The organism is Amycolatopsis sp. NPDC028719 (assembly GCF_055565395.1).
Map to the genome: position 1 here is coordinate 205192 of NZ_JBVHUL010000004.1, position 22957 is coordinate 228148.

At 70.4% G+C, this 22957-nt stretch carries 18 protein-coding genes; 6 read left to right on the forward strand and 12 right to left on the reverse strand.

Annotated elements, in window-relative coordinates; genetic code table 11:
• Window positions 1-43: 43 nt before the first annotated feature.
• The 4 genes from ACZ4TR_RS19395 to ACZ4TR_RS19410 form a co-directional block, all read right to left on the reverse strand.
• Window positions 44-862 carry an SDR family oxidoreductase gene (locus ACZ4TR_RS19395; RefSeq protein WP_465288324.1) on the reverse strand — a complete coding sequence of 273 codons (819 nt, stop codon included), beginning with the start codon at window positions 860-862 and terminating at the stop codon, window positions 44-46.
• Window positions 862-1620, reverse strand: coding sequence for an amidohydrolase family protein (locus tag ACZ4TR_RS19400; protein WP_465288325.1), 759 nt, complete (start codon window positions 1618-1620; stop codon window positions 862-864). The genes ACZ4TR_RS19395 and ACZ4TR_RS19400 overlap by 1 nt, the downstream gene beginning before the upstream one ends.
• Before the next feature lie 196 nt (window positions 1621-1816).
• Complete coding sequence (locus tag ACZ4TR_RS19405; protein ID WP_465288326.1) at window positions 1817-3403, reverse strand: AMP-binding protein; 1587 nt, start codon at window positions 3401-3403, stop codon at window positions 1817-1819.
• 76 nt (window positions 3404-3479) lie between these two features.
• The gene (locus ACZ4TR_RS19410) at window positions 3480-4265 is read right to left on the reverse strand and encodes a helix-turn-helix domain-containing protein (protein ID WP_465288327.1); all 786 of its coding nucleotides are present in this window, start codon (window positions 4263-4265) and stop codon (window positions 3480-3482) included.
• Between the two features lie 138 nt (window positions 4266-4403).
• Between ACZ4TR_RS19410 and ACZ4TR_RS19415 the strand changes: the two genes are divergently transcribed.
• On the forward strand, window positions 4404-5270 hold the full coding sequence (locus tag ACZ4TR_RS19415; protein ID WP_465288328.1) for an NmrA/HSCARG family protein: 867 nt from the start codon (window positions 4404-4406) through the stop codon (window positions 5268-5270).
• Window positions 5271-5305: 35 nt separating this feature from the next.
• Complete coding sequence (locus tag ACZ4TR_RS19420; protein WP_465288329.1) at window positions 5306-6205, forward strand: NADP-dependent oxidoreductase; 900 nt, start codon at window positions 5306-5308, stop codon at window positions 6203-6205.
• A 140-nt stretch (window positions 6206-6345) separates the two neighbouring features.
• Here the strand turns inward: ACZ4TR_RS19420 and ACZ4TR_RS19425 are convergent, their stop codons facing one another.
• The 6 genes from ACZ4TR_RS19425 to ACZ4TR_RS19450 form a co-directional block, all read right to left on the reverse strand.
• Window positions 6346-7593, reverse strand: a complete 1248-nt coding sequence (locus tag ACZ4TR_RS19425) for an MFS transporter (RefSeq protein WP_465288330.1) — start codon at window positions 7591-7593, stop codon at window positions 6346-6348.
• Window positions 7594-7721: 128 nt separating this feature from the next.
• Window positions 7722-8759, reverse strand: a complete 1038-nt coding sequence (locus tag ACZ4TR_RS19430; protein ID WP_465288331.1) for an alpha/beta hydrolase — start codon at window positions 8757-8759, stop codon at window positions 7722-7724.
• 122 nt (window positions 8760-8881) lie between these two features.
• Complete coding sequence (locus ACZ4TR_RS19435) at window positions 8882-10030, reverse strand: M48 family metalloprotease (RefSeq protein ID WP_465288332.1); 1149 nt, start codon at window positions 10028-10030, stop codon at window positions 8882-8884.
• Between the two features lie 161 nt (window positions 10031-10191).
• A complete protein-coding gene (locus tag ACZ4TR_RS19440; protein ID WP_465288333.1) occupies window positions 10192-10653 on the reverse strand; it encodes a hypothetical protein in 462 nt (153 codons plus the stop codon).
• A gap of 122 nt (window positions 10654-10775) precedes the next feature.
• Window positions 10776-12611 (reverse strand): RICIN domain-containing protein, encoded by a 1836-nt coding sequence (locus ACZ4TR_RS19445; RefSeq protein WP_465288334.1) that lies wholly within the window; start codon window positions 12609-12611, stop codon window positions 10776-10778.
• A gap of 232 nt (window positions 12612-12843) precedes the next feature.
• Complete coding sequence (locus ACZ4TR_RS19450; RefSeq protein ID WP_364512294.1) at window positions 12844-13851, reverse strand: LacI family DNA-binding transcriptional regulator; 1008 nt, start codon at window positions 13849-13851, stop codon at window positions 12844-12846.
• A gap of 157 nt (window positions 13852-14008) precedes the next feature.
• Between ACZ4TR_RS19450 and ACZ4TR_RS19455 the strand changes: the two genes are divergently transcribed.
• Genes ACZ4TR_RS19455 through ACZ4TR_RS19470 form a run of 4 tightly spaced genes read left to right on the forward strand, consistent with a single transcriptional unit; the run spans window position 14009 to window position 18682 of the window.
• Window positions 14009-15238 carry a sugar ABC transporter substrate-binding protein gene (locus ACZ4TR_RS19455; RefSeq protein WP_465288335.1) on the forward strand — a complete coding sequence of 410 codons (1230 nt, stop codon included), beginning with the start codon at window positions 14009-14011 and terminating at the stop codon, window positions 15236-15238.
• Window positions 15239-15244: 6 nt separating this feature from the next.
• The gene (locus ACZ4TR_RS19460; RefSeq protein ID WP_465288336.1) at window positions 15245-16138 is read left to right on the forward strand and encodes a carbohydrate ABC transporter permease; all 894 of its coding nucleotides are present in this window, start codon (window positions 15245-15247) and stop codon (window positions 16136-16138) included.
• Window positions 16135-16947 (forward strand): carbohydrate ABC transporter permease, encoded by an 813-nt coding sequence (locus ACZ4TR_RS19465; RefSeq protein ID WP_465288337.1) that lies wholly within the window; start codon window positions 16135-16137, stop codon window positions 16945-16947. Before ACZ4TR_RS19460 ends, ACZ4TR_RS19465 begins: the two co-directional genes overlap by 4 nt.
• A gap of 13 nt (window positions 16948-16960) precedes the next feature.
• Window positions 16961-18682, forward strand: a complete 1722-nt coding sequence (locus tag ACZ4TR_RS19470) for an amylo-alpha-1,6-glucosidase (RefSeq protein WP_465288338.1) — start codon at window positions 16961-16963, stop codon at window positions 18680-18682.
• On the opposite strand, the gene ACZ4TR_RS19475 is transcribed toward ACZ4TR_RS19470, so the two are convergent.
• A complete protein-coding gene (locus tag ACZ4TR_RS19475) occupies window positions 18675-21659 on the reverse strand; it encodes a 3-keto-alpha-glucoside-1,2-lyase-like domain-containing protein (protein ID WP_465288339.1) in 2985 nt (994 codons plus the stop codon). The two genes, ACZ4TR_RS19470 and ACZ4TR_RS19475, sit on opposite strands and share 8 nt — an antisense overlap.
• Window positions 21660-21813: 154 nt before the next feature.
• Window positions 21814-22875, reverse strand: coding sequence for a LacI family DNA-binding transcriptional regulator (locus tag ACZ4TR_RS19480; RefSeq protein WP_465288340.1), 1062 nt, complete (start codon window positions 22873-22875; stop codon window positions 21814-21816).
• Window positions 22876-22957: the final 82 nt, after the last annotated feature.

Consider the following 22957-nt stretch of genomic DNA (forward strand, 5'->3'; position numbering starts at 1 on the left):
GAGACCCTTGACGCGGCCGCCCACGTCTTCTCCGATGGCCACCTCACGACCGGGCCCCCTCCGGCGCGGGAGCCGCGGAGTCGAAACTGGCGCCCAACCCGACGCTGGCGCCTCCGTCGACCGGGGTCACCGTGCCGGTCACGAACCTCGAGCCCGGTGAGACCAGCGTGGCGACGAGGTCCGCGAACTCCCGGGGTGCGCCGACGCGTCCCAGCGGCGCCGTGCTCCCCAGCCGCTCCTTGGACAGCTCGGGCTGACGCTCGATGGTCTTGGCGAGCAGCGACGTGTCGAAGTAGCCGGCCAGCAGCGTGTTGACGCTGATGTTCTGCGCACCGACCTCGAGTGCGAGGGTCTGCGCGTAGCCGATCACCGCCGACCACACCGTCGTCGGCGCGGCCATGCCGACCGCGGGACGCCGGGCGACCGCCGACACGACGTTGAGGATGCTGCCGCCCTCGGCCGTCATGTGCGGCAGCGTGGCCCGCACGGACCTGACGACGTAGAAGAAGTGCCGTTCGAAGGCCTGCAGCCAGACCTCGTCGGTGAGCTCGGAGATCCGCCGGATCGGCGGTCCGCCGTCGTTGGTCACCAGCACGTGGACGGCGTCCCCGAACCGTTCCAGCGTCGAGGCGGTCACGCTCTCCAGGTCCGCGGCGCTCGAGCAGTCGGCGGCCAGGCCGAGGACCCGCTCCTCGCCGAACCTCTCGGCGAGCTGCCTCTCCGCTGCGGCGACCTTGTCCGCGCGCCGTGCGAAGAAGGCGACGTGGGCGCCCTCGGCCAGGAGGCGCTCGGCGATCGCGAAGCCGAGCCCGTCGCTACCGCCACCGACGATGGCGACCTTGCCGGTCAGTCCCAGGTCCATCACGCCACCCCGATCTCGGCGAGGAAGGCCTCGGCATTGCCCGTGAAGACGTCGTCGAGGACGTCAGCGGGATAGCCCAGCTCGCGCCACTCGGCGACCAGCCGCTCGTGGCTGAGCATCGGGTAGTCGGCGCCGAAGAAGACCCGCTTGCGCAGCCGCTTCCCGATCTCGCGCTTGAGCTCGTCGGGGAAGTAGCGCGGGGACCAACCGTGGAGCTCCATCCAGACGTTCCCCTTGTGCAGGGCCGTCGCGATCATCTCCGACTGCCAGGGCCAGGCCACCCGGCCCGCGATCACGTTGAGGTCCGGGTGGCGCGCGGCCACCCGATCGACGTACCGCGGGTGGCTGCCCTCCAGGGTGATGCCCATGCCGCCGCGGGTGCCGGCGCCGGTCGCCGACATCCCGACGTGCACCAGGACGGGACGGCCGGCCTCGCGGCACAGGTTCAGGCAGGCCTCCCAGCCCGGCTCGTCCGGCGTGCCGGCCGGTGTGAACGGGTGCACCGCCAGTCCGATCAGCCCGGGTCCGTCGCCGAGGCAGCGTTCCAGCTCCTTGACGTGGGCCGGCTGCGTGGGATCGATGCCGATCCAGTGGCCGAGGACGACGTCGGGGTGCCGGCGCGCGAAGTCGAAGGCGTAGTCGTGCTGCTCCCGGACGGCGCCGACCTCCAACGTGTAGGTGAAGGCGAAGTCCAGCATCACCCGGGCGTTCGCCGTACGGAACTGCTCGGCCTGCTCCTCGTCGCTGACGAAGCTCATGCCCCACTTGAAGTAGCCCCGCAATGCTTCGCGGTCCGCCGCGGTCTCATACGGACTGCCTCGCCACCCTCGTTCGGTGCCCCAGTGGGAGTGGAAGTCGATCAGGCGGGGGGTCGTGTCTGTGCTCAACGTCGAGAGCGCCTTTCCTCGATGCCGCAGGCCTGATGGCTCTGATGGCTCTGATGGCTCTGATGGGTCAGTGGACGTTGCGCGCCGAGTCGCGCCAATAGGGAGCCCGCAGTGACTTCTTGTCGACCTTCCCGACAGCCGTCTGGGGCAGCGAGTCGACGACCACGACCTCCTTGGGCGCGTACATCGAACCCTTGACCTGCTTGACGAAGGCCCGGAGCGCGGGCCCGTCGATCTCCTGCCCCGAGCGGGCCACCACGAACGCGGTGACGACCTCACCCCACCGCTCGTCGGGTACGCCGATGACCGCGGCCGAGCTCACCGACGGATGGCCGGTCAGGGCCGCCTCGACCTCGCTGGCGTAGATGTTGAAGCCGCCGGAGATGATCATGTCCTTCTTGCGGTCCACGATGTAGAGCAGGCCCTCGTCATCCTGGCGAGCGAGGTCGCCGGTGTGGAGCCAGCCGTCCTTGAGTGCCTCGGCGGTCTGTTCGGGCAGGTTCCGGTAGCCGAGCATGACGCCGCGGTTGCGCATGACGATCTCGCCGACCTCGCCCACGGGCACGTCGTGGCCGCCGTCGTCGACCAGCCGGATGCGGTTGCCGAGAACCGGCCGGCCGCAGGACCTGAGCCGCTCGAGGTCGGCGGTCTCGTGAGCGGCCTTGGGCAGCACGGTCCCGATGCCGGTCGACTCGGTCTGGCCGTAGAGCTGGGAGAAGACCGGCCCGATGCGCTCGCGCGCCTCGGCCAGTCGCACCGGCGACATCGGCCCGGTGGCGTACCAGATCACCTCGAGGCTCGACAGGTCCCTGGTCTCCGGCCGGGCGTGGTCGAGCAGCGCGTAGATCATCGTCGGTATCCCGATGAGGCAGTTGATGCGCTCCGCCTCGATCACGTCGAGGAAGCGGCCGGGCTCGAAGCCCTGCTCGACGACGACCGTCCCACCGCCCAGCAGGGTCGGGACGACGCTGAGCACGGAGGCGTGGGTGAGCGGCGCCGCGGCCAGGTAGCGCGGCAGGTGCGGCTGCTCGAAGTCCACCAGGTGCGAGAGCGCCGTCTGCACCATCGCCCGGTGCGGCAGCATCACGCCCTTGGGCCGACCGGTCGTGCCGCCGGTGTACTGCAGCCACGCGATGTCGGACTCGGTGGCCGGCCCGGCATCGAGCGCTCGTGCGGCGTAGGACTCGCCCTCGGGCAGGCCCCCGCCGGTCGGCACCACCAGCAGATGGCGCACCGAGTCAACCTGGTCCAGGACCTGCCGGCCGTGCTCCTCGAGAGACGCCGACACCACGAGCACGGCTGCCTCCGCGTCCTCGCAGACCACGATGTGGTCCTGCACCGAGGCCAGGGCCTGGAGTCCCGTGAAGCGCCCTCCGAGGAGGTACGTCGCAGCCTGCACGATCCAGGACTCGGGCGTGTTCTGGCTGAGCATGGTGACGCCCACCCCCAGGCCGACGCCGCGCCGGCCGAGCGCACCCATGTACTGCGAGACCAGGTCGCGCACCTGGGCGTAGGTCAGTCGCCGGTCGCCCGCGACGAACGCCTCCGACGAGCTGTGCCGCGTCAGCGACCGGACGATGAGGTCGCTCAGCGTCGCACCGGCCGAGGCCGCCGACGCCGGCGAGGAGCTCTGGGTGGTGGCGGAGGAAGTCACCCGTCCAGCGTGGGATCCCGCACCATGGGGCTGCCACCGATGTTCCGCCAGGAACTACGGCTACCCCGCCAACCTCTCACCCAGGGGAGCCGCGGGCGGACCGAGCCGACGAGCGATAGCCCCCGGGGGTCTGACCGACCAGCTCGGTGAAGGCGTCGATGAAGCTGCTGGGGTTCGACCAGCCCAGCCGGATCGCCGTGGCGGTGACCGAGGCGCCGTCGCCGAGCTCGATCAGCGCCCGTTGGATGCGCAGCAGGGTGCGCCACTGGTGGAAGCTCATCGACAGCTCGCTGCCGAACAGCCGGCTCAGGGTGCGTTCGCTGGCGCCGGTGCGGTGGCCCAGCTCGGCCAGGGTCGCCGGGCTTGCCGGGTCCACGTGGAGCAGGTCGGTGACCGCCTTGAGACGCCGGTCGCTCGGCTCCGGGAGGCGCAGCGGCTCCGGTGCGGCGCGGGCGAGCTCGGCGAGTACGACGTCGATCAGCAGCCGCGCACGGGGGCTCTCCAGCGGCTCGCCCTCGCTCATCAGCGCCAGATAGGCCTCGCGCAGCAACGCGCTGGCCACGAAGACCGTCGGCTCGGCCGGCAGCTGTCCGGTCAGCGTCACGGGCAGCGACAGCACCTGGATCTCCGTCTCGCCGTACGCCTTGCTGCTGTGCACCGCGAAGGGCGGCACCCACATGATCCGGCTGGCCGGCGCCACCCAGGTGCCCACCTGGGTCGCTGTGACCAGGGCCCCACGCGCGGCGTAGCGGAGCTGGCCGTGGTCGTGGAAGTGCGCGGCCACGGTGGCGCCATGGGCCAGTGGTGCCGACAACGGCGCATCGTCGGTGCAGAAGCTCGGCTCGCCGCTGGGGTCGGACACGCGATCGAGGTTACCCGACACTGGCGGGTTATCGGGAGAACCTGGCGCGATACCGGTGGTAAGCCTGGCGCCGCAGACGCATCGTGGAGACATGGCACAACAGATCAAGGTCGAGGCCGCCAGTGAAGGCCGGCAGCGATGAGCACCCGGACGACCGGCACGATCGCGGTCTTCGGCGCGACGGGGCGACAGGGCGGGGCGGTGGTCGACGCGCTGCTGGACCGCAAGGCCACGGTGCGGGCCCTGGTCCGCAACCCGCAATCCGACCGGGCTCAGGCGCTGGCCGCCCGCGGCGTCGAGCTGGCGGCCGTCCAGACCGACGATCCGGCGTCGCTGGCCGCCGCACTGACGGCGGTCGAGGCGTTCTCCTTCATGACCCCGGAGGCGAACACCCTCGAAGAGGTCGAGACGGAGATCCGCATCGGCACCGCGCTCGTCGACGCGGCGGTCGCGGCACGCGTCCCGCACGTGGTGTTCAACTCGGTCTTCGGCGCGGACCGGGAGCGGGGGGTGCCGAACCACGACTCGAAGCACGCGATCGAGGAGCACCTGAGGAAGTCCGGCCTCCGGGCCGCGATGGTCCGCCCGGCCCCCTTCATGGAGGAGATGGCACCGAGCCTGGAACACGGAGAGATCGTGCTGAGGCTGCCGCTGCCGGAGGACGCCGCCCTGAAGATGATCTCGGTCAGGGACGTCGGCCGGGTCGCCGCCGCGCTCCTGCTCGGCACCGCGGAGGCACCCGGCGGAGCCGTCGAGCTCGTCGCCGACGAGCTGACGGGTCCTCGGATCGCCGCGGCGTTCGGCGCGCGCGCCGGGCTCCCGGCGCGGTACGAGGCCCTCCCGTTGAGCGTGCTTCCCAACGACCTCGACAGGGCGGTGTTCCGCCAGTTCGCGAAGGCGGCGGAACACCCGTCGGATCTCGCGGTGGTGCGGGCGATCGAGCCGGCCACCCTCGACCTGGCCGGGTGGATCCGATCCACCGGCTGGACCGCGCCCACGAGTTGATCTTTCACCTACCGCGACGAGCACTGGAGCAGTACATGAAGGCGATCACCTACACCGAGTTCGGCGGCCCGGAAGTCCTCCGCCTCGAAGAGGTCGACGAGCCGCACGCCGGACCCGGCCAGGTGCGGCTGAAGGTCGTGGCGGCAGGGGTCAACCCGCTCGACTCCAAGATCCGCAACGGGTGGCGGCCGCAGGTGACGCCGCCGTTCCCGGTGACCCCCGGCGTGGAGGCGGCCGGCGTCGTCGACGAGGTCGGCGAAGGCGTGACCGGCGTCGCGGTGGGTGACGAGGTCCTGGGCTGGACCGTCACCGGCGCGTACGCCGAGCACGCGCTGGCCGTCGACTTCGGCCCGAAGCCCGCAGACCTCGACTGGGACCTCGCCGCGGCGCTGCCCGTCGCCGTCGAGACCTCGATCCGCGTGCTCGACGCCCTCGGCGTCGGGGAAGGCGACACGCTCCTGCTGCACGGAGCCGCGGGTGTGTCCGGCGCCGTCGGTGTTCAGCTCGCGGTCGCCCGCGGCGCCACGGTCATCGGCACCGCCTCCCCCGGCAACCACGACTACCTGCGCTCGCTGGGCGCGCTCCCGGTCGCCTACGGCGCCGGCCTCGCCGACCGGGTCCGCGAGGCCGCACCGCAGGGCATCGACGCCGTGTACGACGCCGCGGGCGCAGGCGACCTGGCGGTGTCGATCGACCTGCTCGGCGGCACCGACCGGCTCATCACCATCGCCGATCCGAAGGCCGCCGAGCTGGGCGTCACCTTCTCCGGCCCCGGCGCCCCGTTCGGTTCCCGAATCGGCGAGTACGCCCGCCTCGCCGCCGACGGCAAGCTCACGGTGCGCATCGCGCAGAACCTTCCGCTGGAGGACGCCGCGAAGGCGCAGGAGCTGAGCGCGAGCGGTCACGCCGGCGGGAAGCTCCTTCTGCGGCCGTAGCTCAGCGCCCGGCCGGCCGGCGAGGCTCGCACGCCGCCGCCGTAAGCGCGCCGTGCTTCGCCGCCGACGATCTGCTGGTTGCGCGCATCCATGAGTGCGAGGAAGCGGCTTGTCGGTCGGGGCCGGCCGGCGGGCCGTTGTCAGGAGGTTTCCGCGAATGCCGGTACCGGCCCCTGCGGGTGCCGGACCGCTTTGGAAAAGATCGGCACTGTGGCGATGAGGCCGAACAGTATGCCGCCCACCACCATGGCTTGCGTTTCGCCGAACGCGCCGGCGAGGGGGGCGACGCTGAGCTGGCCGACGGGGATCGCCGCGTACGAAACGAGGTCGTCGTACGCGGCGATCCTCGAAAGCATCTTGTTCGGCACGTGATCCTGCAACGAGGTCTCCCACGTGATCGCCATGACGCCGAGTCCGACACCCGCGACGAAGGCAACACCGATCAGCAACGCGGCACTGCCGTGCAGGCCGAGCACGATCATGGGAAGCGCGCCCGTGGCGAAGCACAGCAGGCCCACCACCAGGGACCGCGCTCGTTTGACCCGGTACATCGCGGCGGTCGCCGCCAGCATGCCCGCGGCCCGCGCGCTGAGCACGGTTCCCCAGAACACGGCGCCGACGGACGTGCTGGCTATCGTCGGCCCGAGCACGCTCCAGACGCCGACGTAGATACAGTTGGTGGCGGCGAAAGCCAGCACGACGACGCAGACCCAAGTCATCGAGCGGAATGCGACCCAGCCGTCGCGAAGCTCGCGGAAAAACGCCGGCGAACCCTTCGTGACCCGCTCCGGCAGGCACACCTTGGCCAGGCAGAACGCCGCGATCAGGTAGCTGACGGCGTCGATGCACATCGCCCAGCCCCCGCCGAAGGCGATCACGATCCCGCCCGCCAGCGACGGCCCGACGATCGAGATCAGGTTCTTCGACGACCCCAGCAACGAATTGGCCCGCTGCCGCTGGTCGGCGTCGACCAGCTGGGGGACGATTCCCCGCAGGGCGGGCGAGGTGAACGCCGTCAGCGTGCCGTTCACGAACTCCAGGGCGACGATGGCGGCAAGGTGGAAGTTCCCGGAGATGAAAAAGGTGGCGGCGAGGCCCTGCGACAACGCCGCGCCGAAGTTCGACACCAGCAAGACCGTTCGGCGGGAAAACCGGTCCGCGACGACGCCGCCGACAAGCAGGAAGAGCAGCATCGGAACGCTGCGCGCCGCCAGGATCAGGCCCAGCGCGCCCGCGCTGTGCGTCGCGTCCAGCACCGCGAAGGCGAGCGCGACCGGTGCCATGGAGCTGCCCGCGAGCGAGACGACGCGCCCCAGGAAGAACCACCGGAACCCGGCATTGCGCAGAGGGCCGGGAGTCGGCGAACGCCTTGAGTCGTGGTCGGTCACTTGCCTCGCGCTTTCGTCGGCATGGTCAGCACCTCGATCGGTTCGATGAGGGGGTCGGCACCGAATTCAGGCCGTAAGGGCGTCCTGCAACAGGGTCTCAACGTAACGATAAGGCTGTCGCTCGGCATTCAAGCTCCTGGGATCTCTTTCGGCCGGACGTGGTCACCGTTGCGCGGCTCGTCCTTCACCATCGCCAGCAAGCGCTCCAGCAGGGTGGCGTTTCTCATCAGACCGTTGTGGTGGAATTCGTCAGTCACCAGCACCTGCGTGTTTCGCACCTTTTCTGTCGTGCACAACTGCAATTCCACCGGGCTGTAGAGATCGCCGGCGTACACCAGCGCGACCAGAGGCACCTCGTTGGCGGTCAACCGATCGAGGTCGTAGAGAGCGGGGAAATCCGTCGTTCCGGCAAGCAAGTCGGCCACCTCCGCGAAAGGGGCGAGTTCGCTGAACTCCTCGAACATCCACGGGTGGATCATCTCGCCGATCAGGAGCAACGGGACCGCGCCGGCCTCGAATTCCGCGAACCTCGCGAGCGCGCGGTGCGCGGCCCAGCCCGTAGGCCGTCCAGGACCCGCGTAAATGAACTCCTGGAGGGCGTACAGCTGCCTGTCGACGAAGCCGGTCTCGGCCACGAAAGCCTGGCGCAAAGTGTCGGAAATCTCGTCCCCGTCCCACGCTTGACGGACGATGTTGTGGACGCGCTCGAACCCGTGGCTCATCCCGAGGTTGCGGCCGAGCAGGCGCAACCGGCGGCTGGTCAGCCGGTCGCCGCCGGGCAGCCGGACGTCGTGCTCTTCGAGGTGGGCTGCCAGGCGCCGGATTTCGTGGACGTCCCCGGGGTATTCCGCGTAGTACGCGGCGTTCTTCCGCACCAGCTCGGCGTAGCTCTGCCCCAGGATCGACCACCGGCCGCCGCCGGCCAGCTTCCCACGCAGGATCTCGGCGTCCGCGACGACGCTGTCCGCGCGAAAGTGGCGCAGGTACGCGGCGAGCTCCGCGGGACTGCGGCCCGCCGCGGTCCGCGCGGTGACAGGAGTGCTGCGCCCGCCTCCGCGTTGGTCGAGCAGCAGGACGCGGTGGCCCTCGAGCGCGGTGGTCAACCAGCTGCCCACGGCGTCCGGTGCCGGGCACGGCGCGCCGGGACCGCCCTGGAGGAACACCAACCACGCGAAGGTGACCAGAGTGGGGTGATGACTCCGCCGGTGTACACCGAACGGAAGGAACGCTCGGAAAGCGGGCCGCCTCCCTCGCTTCGGGAGACGGCCCGCTGACGGGGGTCCGAGGCTCAGCCGTGAGCGGCGGCCATCGCAGCCGCGGCCGGCTGGTCGGCGGCCGGCGGCATCAGCTTCGGGTACACCTTCTGGAACTTGTCGATCATCGTGGCGGACGGGACGATCCGGTTCGGGTTGCCCTGGCTCGTCGCCTGCTTCTCGCCCCATGCGCCCGCCGCCTTGCGCTGGTCGGGGGTTCCGTGGCTGTGGTAGCAGTCGCCGATGGAGGCGTCCAGGTAGGTGACCTCCTGCTGGGTGCGGGCGTTCCACGCGAAACCCTTGGCGTGCGCGACGAAGTAGCCGCCGTAAGCGTCGGGGCCCATTTCGGACGACTCGTTGGGCGGGTAGTTGTCGTGGGCGAAGTCGACCTGGTGGCCGTACTCGTGGCCGACCACCGACTCCACCGAGACCTCGTCGAAGCCGAGGACGTTGACCGTGTCGAGCAGGCCGTCGCCCAGGGCCACGCGCTTGCCGCCGAGGCTGCCGGCCGGGGCCGAGAACGCGTTCAGCGTCAGCAACGGGTGGCGGCCGCCCTGCAGTGCCGGCACTTCGTAAAGCACCTTGGTGGCGAGCGCCGCCGCGGCCTTCACCTTCGCCGGTGCGAGGCCGAGGCTGAAGGTCTGCGCCATCTTCGCCTGGCTGCCGAGGTCGGTGCCCTTCCAGGCGACGAGCTGGATGTTCCAGCTCTCGATGTCCCAGAAGCCGCGCAGCTTGTCGATCGTGGCAGTGGCCCGCGAGGTGTACTGGCCGTCGGTGCCGAAGACCTGCGGGGTCTTGTCGGACGCGACGCCCTGGACGTAGAGCTGGCTGAGCCCCGACAGCGCGTTGAACGCCTGGTTCTCGAGCGGGGTCAGCTGGGACGCGAGCTTGTCCGCGTACGTCAGCAGTGAACCGTCGGTGCAGCCCGGGATCGGGCCCTGGGCGGCCTGGCTCTGCGGGCCGAACCGCGGGATCGGCGACTCGATGAGCCGATCGACGCCGCGCAGCGCGTCCGCGGGCAGGCCGTTGTAGAGATCGACGACGTCCTGGTACAGCTGCGCGACGTCCTGCTCGACGGTGGAGGGCGTGTCCGCGGCCGCGGGCATGGCCGTGGCGAGCGCGAGCGCCGCCGCGGTGCCCGCCGCCGCGAGTGTTTTGCCGAGGAATCTGGTCCGGTTGGGCAAGGTGGTTCCCCTCTTCGGTTCCGGTTCAAGATCACGAAGCACCGCCACAGTAGGGCGATCATTGGCGGTGAAACCGGCGCCGGGTCAAGACCCCCGAAATGGCCCACGCCTTTCGGAGGGTTTTCGCCGTGCGGACATCGGCCGAAAGTACTAGGGGAGACTCAGACCCGGTTGTGCTTCACCTGCGCGACATAGGCGTTCGAAGGCGGCAGGTAGGACAGCACCAGCGCCAGCACCGAAATCGCCGTGCTGACGTAGTTGACGGGGGTTCCCGAGGTCGCCAGGAGGGAAGCGACCTGCAGCAGCGTGACGATCGTGAGAACGATCCTCGCCCAGTTCCGGCCGGCCTTCAGTTTGAAGCTCAGCAGCAGGTAGAGCAGGGCGAGGACGACGAGCACGCCGATGCCGACGGCCTGCGCGACGGTCGCCGAACGCTGGATCTGCTCTTCGGTCAGGCGCGCTCCGCCGTTGTTCATGCCCGTGCGCACCGCGTCGGCGAGCTCGTCCCGGTAACCGAGCAGAAGCCCGGCGCCGACGAGCGCCGAAACGGTGGAGACGAGGTAGCCGAAGAAGGCGGCGACCAGCGTGCCAGGGGGATTCCCGTTCAGGGTTCGCGTTTCCATACCGCGACGCTAATCCGGATCATGGCGCACTCACCTGCTGAAACCGCAGATTTCGGACCGCGGTACGAGCGGGTTCCCGAGGTCCTCATACCGGGGTATGAGGACCTCGGGAACCGCCTGCGTCAGCGGCCCCAGAGCCGCCAGGTCTGGTTGAGCGGGCTGCTCTGCGTGGCCGGCTTGCAGGTCCACTGGTGGACCACCGCACCCGGCGCGGTCGAGACAGCGTTCACGTCGACACATTTCCCGCTGTGGCGGGCGACCAGCTGGTAGTCGTGGGCGTCGTTGCCGGCGTAGGTCACCTTGCGCAGCGTGAACTGCTGGTTCGCGGCTCCGCCGAGGCAGGTCCACTGCTGCACGGCCGCGCCGTCCGCGGTGGAGCTGCCACTGACGTCCAGGCACTTGCCGGTCTGCTGGTTGACCACCGTGAACGTGCCGGCCGCGCCGGAAACCGGGCGGAAGTTCCAGAGCTGCTGGTCGCCGCCCTCGCAGGGGTATTGCTGCTGCCCGTTGCCGTCGGCCGTGGCCAGGTTGGTGTTGTCCAGGCACTGCTGGGAATGCTGGGCGACCGCGACGGACTGGAAGCCGGCGTCCGAGGGCGGCAGCAGCGTGATCGTGAAGGCGTCGTCGATCGCGGTGTGCGGCACGGTGACCGTCGCCGCGTTGCCGGACAGGCTCACCACCGTGTTCTGCACCGTGACCGGTCCCTGGACCGCGCCCCCGCCGTGGTAGGGAATGCGCTGGACGAGCACCCGCACCCGGTTGTCCTGGACGACGCCGCTCGTGGTGTCCAGCCGGTTCAGCGTCACGTGGACGTTACCGGTCGTGCCACCGCCGCCCACCAGGATTTTCGCTGCGCCACTGGCTTTCGTGGCGAACGCGTCGTAGGCCGGGCTCGGTGTCGTGGAGACGATCCGGCCGGTCTGGGACCCGTAGAAGCGGTAGACCCACCATTCGCCCTTCGGCAGGTGCCGGCCGGCCGGATCGCGGACGAGCAGGTTGGCGAGGTCGTTGTGCAGGTTCCCGGTGCTCGCCCAGTTCGCGCGCAGGCCGTCGGCACCGGCCCGCTCCAGGCGCGCGATGTACCAGGAGCCGTCGCCCGGGTTCTGTTCGTTCGAGGCGCCGTATTCGTTGATCTGGTACGGCCTCAGGTGCGGGATGCCGCGCGGGTCGAGCGTGGCGTTCGCCGCCGCGACGTTGGCCACGGGATCCCCGGGCAGGGAGTGCCAGCTGACGACGTCGGGGACGACGTTGTTCGCGCGCACGAAGTCGAGGTACTGGTTCCACCAGGTGTTCGTGGTCGACGGGACCCCGGCGAAGCTGGGTCCGACGATCAGCTGGTCCGGGAAAGCCGCCCGGACACGCTGGTACGTGCGGCGCCACAGCTCGAAGTACTGCGCCTGCGGCCGGTTCCAGAAGATCCCGAGGTTCGGCTCGTTCCAGAGGTCCCACTGGACGGGGGCGCCCGTCGCCCGCACGTCGTCGATCAGCCGCGTGAGGAAGCTGTCGTAGTCGCTCCAGTTGCCGTTGTCTCCGGGGAAACGGGAGATCGGGTACCCGTCGGCACCCCAGAGGTCGTGGACGAGCAGGACGAACTGGCCGCCGAGCGACCGGGTGCGCAGCAACTGGGCGCGAGTCGCGTTCCACCGGCGGTCGTACCGGCCCGACACCCAGCCACCCGGGCTGTCGAGCTGCGCGCCCCCGGCGCGCATGGAGCGGAACCGCACGTCGCGGTAGAAGTGGTCGGCGGGCCCCGACGCGTCTTCGGTCATCCCGTAGATCCAGCCCGAAGCCCGGTAGGTCGGCGCGCCACCCGCGACGGAGAAGTCGACGCTGATGGCTTCGTCGGCGGCGCGGGCCGGGGTGGTGACCGTGGTCAGGGAGGCGGCGACGAGGGCACCTCCGGTGAGGAGGGTGAGGAGGCGGCGACGCGGTCGCCGGGGCGTGCGGACAGTGTCCACTTGCGACTCCTTGGACGTGGGGACGTCCCGGACTCGAGCGGAGAGGCGACCGGCGGCGACGCGGGGAAAGGTGGAGCGGCCGCCTTGGGCGGCGGTGCGGATGTTCGCCGTTGAACCATCGACACTCCGGACGGACCGGGCGGGAAGGAATTCGAACCGGTTCGATGCGACGACGAGAGTACGCGCAGAAGAGCCCGTCAATCAAGAGAGAGTTTGTCGAACCGGTTCCGCGCTACCGGCGCGCGCCGGTGCTCGACCGCAGGGAGATCGCGGGCTCGAGCAGAGCGTGCCGCGGCGTGGCCGACGCGTCCCCGATCTGCTCCAGCAGCAGCGCGACGGCGAGCCGGGCCATTTCCCCGGCCGGCACGTCCGCCGCCGTGAGCGGCGGGTGGAAGTCCTCCGCCAGCCGGTCGGCGAGCACGCCGGTGACCGAGAAGTCCCGCGGCACGTCCAGGCCCGCCCGCAGCAGTGCCCGCTGCACCCCGGGCAGCGCGGCCTCGTTGATGGTCACCACGGCGGTCACCTCGGGCCAGTCGGCCCGGATGCGCTCGAAGCACGTCAGGCCGGCGGCGGGCTCGTCGGCGCAGCACACGTGGTGCGCGGTGAGGCCGCGTTCCCCGGCCGCCTCGCGGAATCCGGCGGCTGCCCGCAGGGCGGGGCCGTAGCCCGCGGCGACGAGCTCGTCGGAGCGGTTGACCAGAACGATGTCCCGGTGCCCGAGGTCGGCCAGGTGGTGGACGCACCGGCTGATCAGCCCCGCGTAGTCGACGTCGACCCACCACAACGCGCCGGGGTGCTCGGTGTGCCCGATGGTGACGAACGGCAGGCCGGCCTGGCCGAGCCGCTCGACCCGCGGGTCTTCCAGGAGGATCTCCATCAGGATGACCCCGTCGACCCGGCGGCCGGTGACGATCCGGTCGAAGGACCGGCTGTGGTCTCCCCCGCCCGGCGAGAGCAGCACGTCGTGGTCGTGCACCGCCGCCGCCTCGACCACGCTGGCCACGAAGCCCAGCTGGGCGTCGGTCAGCCGGGCGCTCGCCGGCGGGATCACCAGGCCGAACGTGCGGGTGCGGCCTTCGGCGAGGGCGCGGGCGCTGGCGTTGGGCCGGTAGCCGAGCTCGGCGATCACGTCGTTGATCCGCCGCACGGTCGCGGCGGAGACCGGCCGTTTCCCGCTGAGCGCGTAGGACACCGTGCTGCGCGACACCCCGGCGCGCCGGGCGATCTCCCCGATGTTCATCCGCACCTCTCCGTTCCGCAGAGAACCGGTTCGACCGATCCGTCGACGATCGTAACGCGTACTTGCGCGGCCAGGACGTGAAGGCTACGTTGACGTCGCCTTCTGGCATCGAACCGGTTCGATGTAGTCGTCACCGCAGCCGCAGGAAGGGACCACCATGCACCGCTCCCGACGTCTCCCCGCCGCCCTGGCCGCGCTCGGCTTGGCCGCGTCCCTGACCGCGTGCTCGCCGTCGTCCGACGGCGGCGGTTCCGGCGAATCCGGCCCGTTCTCCCTGTGGGATCCGTACCCGCAGTTCGACGCGAGCTCGGAGTGGGCGCAGGTGATCGGCAAGTGCGGCACGGAAGCGGGCGTGCAGGTCCAGCGCCAGTCCTACGACACGACCGACCTGACCAACAAGGTCCTGCTCGCCGCCCAGCAGCGCACCGCCCCCAACGTGCTGGTGCTGGACAACCCGGTGGTGAGCACGCTCGCCGAAGGCGGGGTGCTGAAGGCGAACCAGGACGTCGGGCTGGACGCCGGCCAGGCGTCCCCGAACCTCCTGGGCGCCGGGCAGATCGGCGGCCACACCTACGGCGTGCCGATCGGGGCGAACACGCTCGCGCTCTACTACAACAAGGCCGTGCTCACCGCGGCCGGCGTCGACCCGGCCGCGATCAAGGACTGGGCCTCCCTCGACGCCGCGCTGGCCAAGGTGAAGGCGACCGGCAAGAAGGGGATCACGTTCTCCGCGATCGGCACCGAGGAGGGCACGTTCCAGTTCCTGCCGTGGTTCTGGGGCGCCGGAGCGGCGCTGACCGACTTGGGCACCCCAGCCGCCACCGCCGCGCTCGAGGCGTGGAAGTCGTGGCTGGACAAGGGATACGCCCCCAACTCGGTGGTGAACAACACCCAGACCACGAGCTGGCAGGAGTTCGCCACCGGCGAGTACGCGTTCGCGGAAAACGGCACCTGGCAGCTGAAGAACGCGAAGAAGGCCGGCTTCGAGTACGGCGTCATCCCGATTCCCGCCCGGGCCGGGGGAACGGCGCCGGCGCCCACCGGCGGCGAGTTCGTCACCGTCACGGCCCAGGACGACAAGGACAAGGAGACCAAGGCCGCGCGGATCGTCGCGTGCCTGACCAACCCGGACAAGGTGCTCGCGACCGACACCGCCCTGACCTACGTCTCGGCCGTGCCCTCCGTGCAGCGGCAACAGGTCGCGCAGACGCCGGAGCTGGGTGTCTGGGTGGAGGCGGTGAACAAGGCCAAGGGCCGCACCGGGGACGACCTCGGCACGCGCTACCCGCGGATCTCGCAGCCCCTGTGGGGCGCGGTCCAGGCCGCGCTGACCGGGGCCAAGACACCGCAAGCCGCGCTCGCGGACGCGCAGGCCGCGGCGAAGTAGGTGCCGATGCGCTCGCGAGAGGTGCGCCGCCAGGTCGTCGGCTGGGCGTTCCTCGTGCCGCTGGTGGCCTACCTGGTGGTGTGCTACGCCTACCCGCTGCTCACCAACGTCGACCTGAGCATCCGCGGCTACACGGTCCGCACGTTCGTCCACGGTGGAGCGCCGCTGGTCGGGTTCGCCAACTACGCCACGGTGTTCGGCGACCCGCTGTTCCGGACCGCGTTGGTGAACACCCTGGTCTTCACGGTGGCGTCGCTGGCGTTCCAGTACGTGATCGGCTTGGCGATGGCGGTGTTCTTCGCCCGCGGGTTCCGGTTGTCGGCGACCCTGCGGGCCCTGTTCCTGGTGCCCTGGCTCTTGCCGCTCATCGTGTCGGCGTCGACGTGGGCCTGGTTGCTCAACAGTGAGTCCGGCCTGGTGAACGCCGGGCTGGAGCTGGTCGGGATCGGCCCGGTCCACTGGCTGACCTCGCCGTCCTGGTCACTCGTGTCGGTCATCGCGGCCAACATCTGGATCGGGATCCCGTTCAACCTCGTCGTGCTCTACAGCGGGCTGCAGAACATCCCCCGCGACGTCTACGAGGCGGCGGCGCTGGACGGGGCGACCGGCTGGCAGGCCTTCCGCCACATCACCTTCCCCCTGCTGCGCCCGGTTTCCGCCATCACCCTGCTGCTCGGCCTCGTCTACACGCTGAAGGTGTTCGACCTCATCTGGATCATGACCAAGGGCGGGCCGAGCGGCTCGTCGAGCACCCTGGCCACCTGGTCCTACGAACTCGGGTTCGGCAGCCTGCTCCCCCGGTTCGGGCCCAGCGCCGCCGTGGGCAACGTGCTCATCCTCCTCGCGCTGGCCGCCGGGTTGCTGTACATCCGGTTGCAGCGCAGGCAGGAGCCGGCATGAAGCGCCCCGCCTGGCGGACCGCGGTCGGCTTGGTGCTGACCGCGCTGATGCTGTTCCCGGTCTACTGGATGATCACCGTCTCGCTGACGCCCGCGCGCGACATGCGCAAGTCGCCACCCGGCCTGTTCCCGGCGTCCCCGACCACCGAGGGGTACGAGCGGGTCCTGCGCGAGCAACTGCCGTACTTCGGCACGAGCCTGCTCATCGCGCTGGGCACGGTGGTGCTCACCCTGGTGCTGGCCGCGCCCGCGGCGTACTCGCTGGCCAAGCTCCGGCCCCGCGGCCGCGGCCCGCTCGCGTTCGTCCTGCTCGTCGCGCAGATGATCCCCGGCATCATCATGGCGCTGGGGTTCTACGGCATCTACGTCGGCCTCGGCATCACCAACTCGGTCTGGGGCCTCATCTTCGCCGACTCGACCATCGCCGTGCCGTTCGCGGTGCTGATCCTCACCTCGTTCATGGCGGCCGTCCCGGACGAACTGCTGCAGGCGGCCCGGATCGACGGCGCCGGGCCCTGGCGGACGTTCGCCTCCGTCGTCCTGCCGGCCAGCCGCAACGGGCTGGTCACCGCGGCGCTGTTCTCGTTCCTGTGGGCCTGGTCGGACTTCGTCTTCGCGGCCACGTTGGACGCCGGTGGCCGGCTGCAGCCGCTCACCCTCGGCATCTACCGCTACATCGGCAACAACAACCAGGAGTGGAACTCGATCATGGCCACGGCCGTGGTCGCGTCGATCCCCGCGACCGTGCTCCTCGTGGTCGCGCAGCGCTTCGTCGCCGCGGGCATCACCACCGGCGCCGTCAAAGACTGAAAGGAAGTCCACTGTGGCCCCCGAGTTTTCGGTGCGGGAGATCCCCTTCAGCCGGTTCGGCGCCTGGTTCGGCCTCTCGCCCGTCGTGGGCCTCGCGACCTACAGCGACGACGTCCACCTGGTGTCCCACCGCAACGGGATGCACGCGGTGCTGTCGATCGTGCCCGTCGCCGACGGTGCCCGCGTCTCCGCTTCGATCACCGCGAAGCCGGCGAAGCTCACCTGGAACGCCGGTGCCGGGCGGATCACCGCGGCGTTCGGGTCGCCGGGCACCCTGCACCTCGCGGGAACCGGGCTGGGAGTGCGGATCAGCGCGACCGAGCCGACGTTGACGCCCTTCACCGGCACGTACCTCTATCCCGATCCGGCCGGCGGTGCCGTGTTCACCTCCTACGAGACCGGGCACCGGTTCCGCGTCACCGTCCTTTCCGGACAGGAGCGCCGGTCGGGCGAGCAGGCGCTCGGGACGGCCGAACGGCTGGTCGCCGCCGGCGAAGACGGGGATCCGTGGGAGCTGGTGATCGAGGAGATCACCACTTCGCCGCCGCACCCGGCCGAGCCGGGCCTTGCCGAAGCGGTCACCGCCTCGGCGGACGACTTCGCCCGGTTCGCCGACGCCGTGGCGCCGTGGCGCGGCGAGCGGACCCCGGCCGCCGAGCTGGCCTGCTACGTGATCTGGTCGGCCACGGTCCGGCCCGCCGGGTTCATCACCCGGCCGGCGGTGCTGATGTCGAAGCACTGGATGGACAAGGTGTGGAGCTGGGACCACTGCTTCACCGCGCTCGCGCTGGCCTCCGGCGCCCCCGAGCTCGCCTGGGACCAGTTCCAGGTGGTGTTCGACCACCAGGACGAGCAGGGGGCCCTGCCGGACTCCATCACCCACTCGGAGACGCTGCGCAACTTCGTCAAGCCGCCCATCCACGGGTGGGCCCTGAGCCGGCTGCGGGACCGCTTCGGCGGCGAGGTACCCGAGGCTGAAAAGACGTACCGGCAGCTCTCGGCGTGGACGCGGTTCTGGCTCGACCACCGGCGGCCCCCCGGGCACGCGTTGCCCTACTACGAACACGGCAACGACAGCGGCTGGGACAACGCCACGGTGTTCCGCGAAGAACGCCTCGTCCAGTCGGCCGATCTCGCCGCGTTCCTGGTTCTGCAGCTGAAGGAGCTGGCCCGGCTCGCCGCCGAAGTCGGCGAGCCGGCGCAGTCGTGGGACGAGCAGGCCGACGGCCTGCTGGCGGCGATGCTGGACCGGCTGTGGGACGGCACCCGGTTCGTCAGCCGCGGGGTGGTCAGCGGAACGCTCCGCAGCGGATCCAGCCTGCTCGAGCTGATGCCGGTCGTGCTGGGCGAGCACCTGCCGCCCGAGGTCTTCGAGCGGCTGTGCGACGGCATCGCCCGGCACCTGACCGCGGTGGGGCCGGCCACGGAACTGCCCACCTCGCCGTACTACGAAGCGGACGGATACTGGCGAGGCCCGGTCTGGGCGCCGGCCACGGTCCTGATCGAGGACGGTCTCCGCCGTGGCGGCGCCCGGGACCTCGCCGAGCAGGTGAGCGCCCGGTTCCGCACGACCTGCGAGAAGTCGGGCTTCGCCGAGAACTTCGACGCCTTGACCGGCGAAGGACTGCGCGACCGCGCGTACACCTGGACGGCGGGCGCCTACCTGCTTCTCGCCGAGGACGCCGAACGCCGGCGGGGCTCGGTGAACGAGCCCCGCCGGACGGTCGTCAGCTGATCGGTTCTATCCAGATGGTGCGGAACCGCACGTTCTCCCCGGCATCACCGTGGTCCTGCAGCCGGATCGCGCCGAGGGCGGGGCCTTCCGGGTCGCCGGCTCCGGTCGAGCCGGTGATGGCGACGTCGTTGTGGACGGTCACGCCGTTCCAGACGACCGTCACCCTGGCGTTGTCGGTTTTCGTCCCGGCACTGTCGAAGCGTGCCGCGCGGAACGTGACGTCGTAGGTCTGCCACGTCAGCGGCGCTGTCGCGGCGTTCACGTCCGGTGCTTTCTGCGTGTAGATCGCGCCGGCCTCGTCGTTGGCGAGGGTCGTGTCACCGAAGGAGTCGAGCACCTGGACCTCGTAGCGGTCCTGCAGGTACACGCCGCTGTTGCCGCGCGCCTGCCCGGTCACGGTCGACGGGTAGTTCGGCTCGTACCACTCGACGTGCAGCTTGAAGTCACCGAACTTCTGCCGGGTCCGGATGTCTCCGCCGAGGGACTCCATCGAGCCGCCGGCGACCGGCCACGGCGCCGCTCCGCCGGAGCGGAGCTCCCAGGCGTTCAGGTCGGTTCCGGTGAACAACGGGATCCGGGTGGCCGCGGTGACGGTGATGTTGTCGAGGTTGACGTTGCCGGCGTCGCCGCTGTCGAACCGGTAGGAGATCGAGTTCGCCCCCGCCGTCAGCGGCAGCACTTCCGGCTGGCGCGCCCAGCTGTCCCACGTCGTCGTACTGGCCAGCCGGGTCTGCCGGACCTTCGTGCCGTTGACGTAGACGCTCACGGACTTCGTCCCGGCACTGGGATTCGGGCCGTTCGCGTACCGCAGGCCGACGTTGTAGTTCCCGGCCGTGGGCACGTTCACCGCGAACGTCGTGGCGGCGCCCTGGGTCCAGTACCCGTCGACGAATCCGGTGGCTTCGTAGCCCGTGTGGTCGGTGTTGACGCCCGCGCCGCCGCTCAGCGTCGCGCGCTCCGCTTCGTAGGTCAGGCCGGCGGGCGGACCACCCACCGTCGAGTTGAGGGTGTACCACGCTTCCGTGCTCCACAACGGCGTGCCGGATTCGGACGCGAACGGCCGAGGCGACCGGACGTGGACGACCCGCCCGGCCAGCAGGCCGGAGATCTGCAAGGTGACCTTCTTGCGGTCGGCGGACACCGTCGCGCCGGTCACGGTGAGGGTCTGCTCGTCGACCTTGGGCCCGCCGTACGCGGCCGTCGGCGCGTAACGCCATTGCGAGACCTGGTACTTGGTGCTCAGGTCCTGTGCCGTCGCGGCGGACAGCGGCTGCGTGTATTCGACTTCGAAGCCGCCCGGGACCGCCCGCATGGCGAGCATGTCGAAGGTGTTGGCGCCGTTGGGAGTCAGCTTCTGCAGGCCGTAGGCGAGCTTGCCCGGCTGCCCCCAGTTGCCGCCTCCGTCGATGCCGCCGGTGTAGATGGCGCCGTCCGGGCCGAGGCTGATCCGGCTGACCCCGGACTCGAGGCCCTGGGTCATGCGGAAGACCGCGCCCTGGTACTCGCCGTTGACCTTCTCCAGGTAGACCCGTTGCAGGCCACCGTAGGTCACGTCACCGTAGACCAGCTGGCCGGCGAAGGTGCCCTGGGTCAGCTGGACCGGGTTGCTGGGCGAGTTGGCGATTTCGTTGTGCGGCAACCACACCACCGGCGCGGTCACCGGCTGCGCGTCGAACGGGCCCGCCGGGTTCGTGTAGTGGTTGAAGAACCGGTTCTGCTTGATGCGCACGAGCTTGTTCGCGGGCAGCCAGCCGCCCTGGTTGTCGGTGACGAAGACGTCGCCTTCCGGTCCCCAGCCGATGCCGTGCGGGGTGCGCAGGCCGCCGGCGATGGTCGAGACGGCGCCGGTGTTCTTGTCGACCTTGATGGTGACACCTCGGCCCGGTGCGGGCTGCGGATTGGTGGTCGCCCCGCCGAGGTCGATCGCCACCGACAGGTTGACGTAGAAGAACCCGTCCTTGTACAGCAGGCCGAACGCGAACTCGTGGAAGTTGCCGCCGAACGGCCAGGTCGCCACCGTCCGGTAGACGTCGGTCACGCCGTCGCCGTTGGTGTCGTTCAGTTCGACGAGCCGCGTCTTCTCCGACACGTACAGCTTGCCGTCGACGTACTTGACGCCCATCGGTTCCTTCAGGCCACTGGCGATCCGCTGCGTCCGGACCCGGGACGGGTCCGTGGTGCCGGTGGCGTTGCTGATCAGCTGGACCTCCCCGGCGGTCTTGTCCGAACCACCCCAGGTCGTGATGGCGAGGCGGCCGTCCGGCAGCCAGTCCATCCCGGTCACCTGCGGCTGGAAGCCGTCGGGGCGCAGGTTCGTCAGCGTGAAGCCGGGGTGGACGCCGGTCAGCGGCAGGCCGTCGCCCGGGGAGTCGGCGGTGCTTTCGCACTCCTTCTTGCCCGGCGAGGTCACCCGGACCACCCCGGCGTCGGTGCTGAGCACCGAGTTGGGCACCACCGCGAAGGCCGACGAGCCGGGAGGCTGCCATTCGAGCGTGATCTGCTGGTCACCGGCGTTGTCGAAGTGCTCGATCCGCAGCGCGTGGTACCCGGTGGTCAGCGGGATCGAGCCGGTCACCGCGGTGGCCCCGTGCAAGCCGTCGTTGGTGATCACCACCTGGCCGTCGATGCGCAGCCGGGAGCCGTCATCGCTGGTCAGCCGGAACTGGTGGGTGCCGGCGGTCGCGATGGAGATGTTGCCGGTCACCTCCGACACCAGGAAGTCGTCGACACCGAAGTCCGCGGTGCTGGTCCAGTTGATCGTCGGCATCAGCTTGTCGACGTTGGGGGTCAACCCGGGCTTGATGGTGCACAGCTTGCTCAGCTCGGTCTGCATGTCGAACACCCGAAGGGTCACGCCTGGCTCTTGAGGGGGCACGGCGGCGTGAGCGGGTGTGACGACGACCGCCGAAAGGGCTGTGAACAGGACTGTTACCACCAGAAGCGCCCGGCGGCATCGTTCGCGGACAGCCAGAAGCATCGTTGCTCCTCGGGGGAAGAGCCAGGCTCTGTACCTGACGCCCGGTGAGCGTAAGGACGACTTTTGCATTAAGTCAACGAAAGTATGTCGCGTTTGAGCGAAATTACGCCGTCTAGCGGCGTAAGTCGGACACGGGAGAACTCCGGCCTCTCCCCTACCGCGGCACGGTCGAGCTGCGCGCCACGAGCTTCGCGCTCAGCTGGATGTGCTGCGGGCGGCGCGGGGTGTCGCCGGCGGTGATGCGGTCCAGCAGGTGCTGCCCCGCGCGAGCGCCCAGGTCGTAGGTGGGTTGTTCGACGACCGTCAGCTCCGGGCGCACCAGCGTCGTCCACGGCTCGTCGTCGAAACCGATCAGGGACACCTCCGCCGGCATGCGCAGTCCGCGGTCCTGCGCGGCCCGGTAGGCGCCGGAGGCCAGGACGTTGTCGGTGCACAGCACGGCCGACGGGGGCTCGGGCAGGTCGAGCAGGCGGTTCATCGCGTCGTAGGCGGACTCGCGGTCGTACCGGGCCGACGCCACCAGGGTTTCGTCCACCGGCAGGCCCGCCGCGCCCAGCGCGGTCACGTACCCGCGCAGGCGCACGGCGCTGGGGAACAGGCCGCGCCGCCGGGTGCCCGACCGCACCCGCGCCAGCTGGTCGCCCGCCTCGGTGATCACGCCGATCCGGCGGTGCCCCAGCTCCAGCAGGTGCTCCACGGCCTCCGCCGCGGCGCGGTCGTTGTCCACGGTGATGCTGTCGGCGTCCGGCACGCCGCTGACCTGCCGGTCGATCAGGACGATCGGGACCCCGGCGCCCATCGCGTGCTTGAGGTGCGCCGCCTCGCCGGGCCGGGCGGCCGCGACGATCATGCCGTCCACCCGCTTCTCCGACATGACGGTGACGGCCCGCTGCTCGGCCGCCAGCTCGCCGCCGGTGTTGGCCAGCAGCACTTCGAACCCGGCCGGCGACGTCACGTCGGTGATGCCGCGCAACGCGGTGGCGAAGAACGGGTTCGCCACGTCGGTCACCACGACGCCGATCGTGTGCGTGCTGCCGGTCACCATGCTGCGGGCGAGGCTGTTCGGGCGGTACCCGAGCTCGGCCGCCGCCGCCAGCACGCGTTCCCGCGTCCGCTCGCTGACCTTCCCGTACCCGCCGAGCGCGCGCCCCGCCGTCGCCGTCGACACCTCCGCCAGCCGGGCGACCTCGATCAGCGAAGCCTCGTGCGTCGTCACCTGCGCGCCTCCCCCATCGGCGAAAACCGTTCGGGACGAATCCCTTGACTGAGGCTACCACCGACTGAGAAGGTTCTCACTC